8 protein-coding genes are annotated in these 4,828 nt (G+C 70.4%); all 8 read right to left on the bottom strand.

Annotation, left to right across the window (positions count from 1 at the left end; all coding sequences use genetic code 11):
* Positions 1-305, bottom strand: a 305-nt coding sequence (locus tag ACZJYS_RS22695) for a hypothetical protein (protein WP_493180417.1), incomplete at its 3' end; no start/stop codon positions are given.
* A gap of 37 nt (positions 306-342) precedes the next feature.
* The gene (locus ACZJYS_RS22690; RefSeq protein ID WP_109517635.1) at positions 343-666 is read right to left on the bottom strand and encodes an STAS domain-containing protein; all 324 of its coding nucleotides are present in this window, start codon (positions 664-666) and stop codon (positions 343-345) included.
* Positions 667-694: 28 nt separating this feature from the next.
* Positions 695-1,108 (bottom strand): ATP-binding protein, encoded by a 414-nt coding sequence (locus tag ACZJYS_RS22685; protein WP_379651951.1) that lies wholly within the window; start codon positions 1,106-1,108, stop codon positions 695-697.
* A 101-nt stretch (positions 1,109-1,209) separates the two neighbouring features.
* Positions 1,210-1,572, bottom strand: a complete 363-nt coding sequence (locus ACZJYS_RS22680) for a DUF4870 family protein (protein WP_379633895.1) — start codon at positions 1,570-1,572, stop codon at positions 1,210-1,212.
* A gap of 103 nt (positions 1,573-1,675) precedes the next feature.
* Positions 1,676-2,392, bottom strand: a complete 717-nt coding sequence (gene phoB / locus ACZJYS_RS22675) for a phosphate regulon transcriptional regulator PhoB (protein ID WP_109517632.1) — start codon at positions 2,390-2,392, stop codon at positions 1,676-1,678.
* Positions 2,393-2,432: 40 nt separating this feature from the next.
* Positions 2,433-3,185, bottom strand: a complete 753-nt coding sequence (phoU, locus tag ACZJYS_RS22670; protein ID WP_109517631.1) for a phosphate signaling complex protein PhoU — start codon at positions 3,183-3,185, stop codon at positions 2,433-2,435.
* A 10-nt stretch (positions 3,186-3,195) separates the two neighbouring features.
* A complete protein-coding gene (pstB, locus tag ACZJYS_RS22665) occupies positions 3,196-4,005 on the bottom strand; it encodes a phosphate ABC transporter ATP-binding protein PstB (protein ID WP_493180419.1) in 810 nt (269 codons plus the stop codon).
* Between the two features lie 20 nt (positions 4,006-4,025).
* On the bottom strand, positions 4,026-4,817 hold the full coding sequence (gene pstA / locus ACZJYS_RS22660) for a phosphate ABC transporter permease PstA (RefSeq protein ID WP_493180418.1): 792 nt from the start codon (positions 4,815-4,817) through the stop codon (positions 4,026-4,028).
* Positions 4,818-4,828: the final 11 nt, after the last annotated feature.

Genomic DNA, 4,828 nt, shown 5'->3' with positions numbered 1-4,828 from the left:
CAACCGGCGGAAAGCAGCTGCGCCGGCCGGCCCAGCCCGGCCAGCCCCGGCAGCACCCGCGCCGCCAGCCCCAGCCATTGCTGCGGCGTGCGGAAAAGCCGCGTCTCCTGCACCGTGACGGCATCGATCAGCCGGGCCCAGAAGGGGTCGTCCATCTCCGGGCTGGGCAGCCGCCCGGGCCCGGCCTCCGCGATGAGCGGCGCGGCGCGGCGCAGCCGGCCTTGCAGCACCATACCGTCGGAGAGGCCGACCAGCCGCTCCAGCCCCTGGCTGGCCAGTGCCTCGGCCGGCAGGGGCGGCATCATGGCGCGCACATGCCCCTGCCCCTCGCCCTGGCGCGGCTCAGGCGGCCAGGGCCTCGGCCCGTGTCGGATAGGCGGGGATGATGCGGTCGAATCCGGAAATCTCGAACACCTCGCGCACGGGGGATTGCAGGCCGCAGATGCTGAAGCCGCGGCCGGAGCCCATGCCCTGCTTGGCCGCCCGCAGCAGCACCCGCAGCCCCGCCGAGGAAACGTAGCGGACCGCCGCGAGATCAGCCACCACGGCCCCCTCCTCCAGCAGGGCCAGGAGACGCGCCTCGACCAGCGGGGCGGTCACGGTGTCGAGCCGTCCCTCCAGCACCGCCACCGTTGCGCCCTCCGCCCGGACCTCGACGATCTCCATAATCTCTCCCGCTCCTTGTCGCATTGCATCACGCCACGTCCAGCACGGCCAGCAGCCTGTTGCAGCCGGCTTCCCGCGCATAGTCCAGGCGCCGGGTCATCCGGCGCATAAGATGCAGCCCGAGGCCGCCCGCCATACGCTCTTCCAGCGGCCGGCCCGTGTCGGGCGGCGGCGCGGCCAGGGGGTCGAAGGGCGGCCCGTCATCGGCCAGGCGCAGATGCAGGCTCCCCGGCTCGCGCCACAGCGACAGCTCGGCATAACTCGCCCCGGTCCCGTGCATCGCCACATTGGCCAGCCATTCCTCGCAGACCAGCGCCAGGCGCTGGGAGGGCCCCATCGGCAGGCCGGTCTCCTCCGCATAGGCCTCCAGCCGGTCCAGCAACACCGGCACGGCCTGCGCCCCGGGGCACAGGCGCAGCGACAGTTCCATGCTTCCCGCCATGCAGGCTGGTATCCTGTCCTTCCGATTCAGGCCACAGGGTAATGCCGTGGGCGGCGCCTGTCAGTCGGCGCCGCGTGGCGGGAGCCCGGGGGAAGGCGCCTTCAGAAGAAGCGCTCCGGCCGCTCCACGGCGCGGCGGTCGTTCCAGGCCAGGAAGGCCCGCACCAGCCGGATGACGAACCACACCAGGGCGAAGAACCCGAGGAGGAAGCCGAGCCCCACGAAGGACAGCACGAAGCTCACCACGCTGAGCGCGAGGCCGATCCAGAAGGTGCGGATCGCGTAGGTCAGGTGGGAGTGGTAGATGGTGCCCGCCGCATCGGCACGCTTCATGTAGGCCAGCACCACGCCGACCAGCACGGTGACGCCGAGCAGGAAGCTGGCGGCGTAGAGGCCGTGCACGGCGAGCGCGACGTTGCGCAGCCGGCTCTCGGCCTCGCGCGGCTGTGGCGTAACGGGGTCCATGCGGGGTCTCCCTGGCGGTTGCGCAGCCTGGCAGATGACCTCCCGCGCCGCCGGGTGCAAGGCCGGACGGGCCGCCCCGGCGGGCGGCCCCGGCCCGGACGCCTCAGGCGTGCTCCAGATCCAGCGCGTAGCCGGCGCTGCGCACGGTGCGGATGATGTCCACCTCGCCCTCGCCGTTCACCGCCTTGCGCAGGCGGCGGATATGCACGTCCACCGTGCGCGGCTCGACATGGATGTCGCGGCCCCACACCGCATCCAGCAACTGCTCGCGCGAGAAGACGCGGCCGGGATGCTGCAGGAAGAACTCCAGCAGCCGGTACTCGGTGGGGCCCAGATGCAGCGGCCGCCCGCCGCGCGAGACGCGGTGCGCGTCCTGGTCCATCGTCACGTCCTGCCAGGCCAGCGTGCCCTTGGTGGCGACGCCGCCGGAACGGCGCAGCAGGGCGCGGATGCGCGCCAGCAGCGCCTCCATCACGAAGGGCTTGGCGATGTAGTCGTCCGCGCCCGTGTCGAGGGCACGGACGGCGTCCTGGTCCTCGGTGCGGGCGGTGACCATGATGATCGGCAGGCCACGCGTGTCGTGCCGGCGGCGCAGCTGGCGGCAGACCTCGAGGCCGGACATGGCGGGCAGCATCCAGTCCAGCAGCACGAGGTCGGGCGGCGCCTCGGCCACGCGCATCAGCGCCTCCTGGCCGTCGGCCGCCTCGTCCACCTGGAAGCCCTGCTTCTCCAGGTTGTAGCGCAGCAGGGTCAGCAGCGGCGCCTCGTCCTCGACCACCAGGATGGTCGGGCGGGGCATGCCGGAATTCAGCTCGGCCATGGCCGGGGTCTTTCCTCGGTCAGTCTCGCGGGTGCCGCGCTCAGGCGGGCGGGCGGACAACGGTGTAGGCGGAGGCGTCGGACTTCGGACGGTCCTCGGGCAGCATGTGGCCGAGCACGGCGTAGTGGACGGTCTCCGCGATGTTCGTCGCGTGGTCGCCGATCCGCTCGAAATTCTTGGCGATGAACAGCAGATGGGTGGCCGCGGTGATGTTGCGCGGGTCCTCCATCATGTGCGTCAGCATCTCGCGGAAGATGCCGTTGTAGATGTCGTCCACCGGCGCGTCGGCGCCCCAGACGCGCTCGGCGGCGGCGGCGTCCTCCTTCACCAGCGCGTCGATCGCCTCCTTGAGGTTCTCCTGCACCAGCTTGGCCATCCACTGGAAGCCGTTGAGGCTGCCGAGGTGCGGCTGCTGCGAGACGACGATGGCGCGCTTGGCGGCGTTGCGGGCGTAGTCGCCGATGCGCTCGATGTCGGTCGAGACCTTCATGGCGGCGACGATCAGCCGCAGGTCGGCCGCCATCGGCTGGCGCAGCGCCAGGAGGCGGACGCAGAAATTCTCGATCTCGGTCTCCAGCGCGTCGATCTCGCCGTCGCGGCCGACGACGGCGCTGGCGAGCTCGGTGTCGCGGCGGATCAGGGCCGTGGCGGCGTCGGCCACCTGGCGTTCGGCCAGCCCGCCCATGCGGGCCACCATCTCGCGCAGGCGCTTGAGCTGTTCTTCGTAGGAACGCACGATGTGCTCGCTCTGCTGGGGCTGCGGGTCGGACGTCTCGGTCGGCAAGGTCTTCATGGCGCCCTCGTCAGCCGAAACGGCCGGTGATGTATTCCTGGGTCTTCTTCTGCTTGGGCGCGGTGAACATCTCCTCCGCCGGCGCCACCTCGATCAGCTCGCCAAGGTAGAAGAAGGCCACCTGGTCGGCGCAGCGCGCCGCCTGCTGCATGTTGTGCGTGACGATGGCAATGGTGAAGTCCTGCTTCAGCTCGTCGATCAGCTCCTCGATCTTGAGGGTGCTGATCGGGTCGAGCGCCGAGGTCGGCTCGTCGAGCAGGATCACCTCCGGGCGCACGGCAATGGAGCGCGCGATGCAGAGGCGCTGCTGCTGGCCGCCCGAGAGGCCCATGGCGCTGCTGTTCAGCCGGTCCTTCACCTCGCCCCAGATGGCGGCGCGCGTCAGCGCCCATTCCACCCGCTCGTCCATCTGGCTCTTCGAGAGCTTCTCGTGCAGCCGGACGCCGAAGGCGATGTTCTCGTAGATCGTCATCGGGAAGGGCGTCGGCTTCTGGAACACCATGCCGATGCGCGCGCGCAGCGCGTTCATGTCCACATCGGCGTCGAGGATGTTCTTGCCGTCGAGCAGCACCTGCCCCGTGGCGCGCTGGCCGGGGTAGAGGCTGTACATGCGGTTGAGCACCCGCAGCAGGGTGGACTTGCCGCAGCCCGAGGGGCCGATCATCCCCGTCACCTGCCGGTCCGGCAGGTCGAAGTTGATGCCCTTCAGCGCCTTGTTGGCGCCGTAGTAGAAGTCGAGATCGCGCACGGCGATGCGCGGCGCGTTCATCGCGGCGCCCGGCTTGGCGGCCACGGCGGTGTCCGCGCCGGTCTGGATCATGGAAACGCCCATGGTCTTCCTCACTTCCTGCGCAGCAGGCTGCGCGCCACGATGTTGAGCCCCAGCACGCCCAGGGTGATGATCAGCGCACCGGCCCAGGCCAGCGCGATCCAGTCCTGATAGGGCGAGCCGGCATAGGCGAAGATGGTGATCGGCAGGCTGGACATGGGCGCGGAGAGGCTGAGCGACCAGTTCAGGTTGCCGAGCGAGGTGAACAGCAGCGGCGCCGTCTCGCCCGCCACGCGCGCCACCGCCAGCAGCACGCCGGTGACGATGCCGGACGCCGCGGCCCGCCAGCAGACCAGCGTGATCATCTTCCACTTCGGCGCGCCGAGGCCGATGACGGCCTCGCGCAGCGTGTCGGGCAGCAGGCGGAGCATGTCCTCCGTCGTGCGCACCACGATGGGAATGACGATGATGGCCAGCGCCACCGAGCCGGCCCAGCCGGAGAAGCCGCCGAACGGCACCACCAGGATCTGGTAGACGAACAGGCCGATCAGGATGGAAGGCGCCGAGAGCAGGATGTCCGAGACGAAGCGCACCGCGTTGGCCAGCGGCGAGTTCTTGGCATACTCGGCCAGGTAGGTGCCGACGAGCAGGCCGATCGGCGTGCCGATGGCGGTGCCGATGCCGGTCTGGATCAGGCTGCCGATGATCGGGTTCAGCAGGCCGCCCTCGGAGCCGGGCGGGCGCGTCATGTCGGTGAAGACGCGCAGGTTCAGCGCCGCGAAGCCGTTCCAGAACAGCGTGCCGAGGATGGAGAGCAGCAGCAGCAGCCCGACCGCCGTGGCGCCGTAGCAGGCGAACTTCACGAGATGGGAGG

It is taken from the genome of Roseomonas sp. TS2 (assembly GCF_058833935.1).
Note: the sequence above shows the minus strand (reverse complement) of the source record. Positions and strands in the feature narration are given on the sequence as shown.

Coding starts and splice junctions, on each gene's coding strand:
- ACZJYS_RS22680 (WP_379633895.1), bottom strand. CDS start 1,572: ATGGACCCCGTTACGCCACAGCCGCGCGAGGCCGAGAGCCGGCTGCGC.
- ACZJYS_RS22690 (WP_109517635.1), bottom strand. CDS start 666: ATGGAGATCGTCGAGGTCCGGGCGGAGGGCGCAACGGTGGCGGTGCTG.
- ACZJYS_RS22685 (WP_379651951.1), bottom strand. CDS start 1,108: ATGGCGGGAAGCATGGAACTGTCGCTGCGCCTGTGCCCCGGGGCGCAG.
- phoB (WP_109517632.1), bottom strand. CDS start 2,392: ATGGCCGAGCTGAATTCCGGCATGCCCCGCCCGACCATCCTGGTGGTC.
- pstB (WP_493180419.1), bottom strand. CDS start 4,005: ATGATCCAGACCGGCGCGGACACCGCCGTGGCCGCCAAGCCGGGCGCC.
- phoU (WP_109517631.1), bottom strand. CDS start 3,185: ATGAAGACCTTGCCGACCGAGACGTCCGACCCGCAGCCCCAGCAGAGC.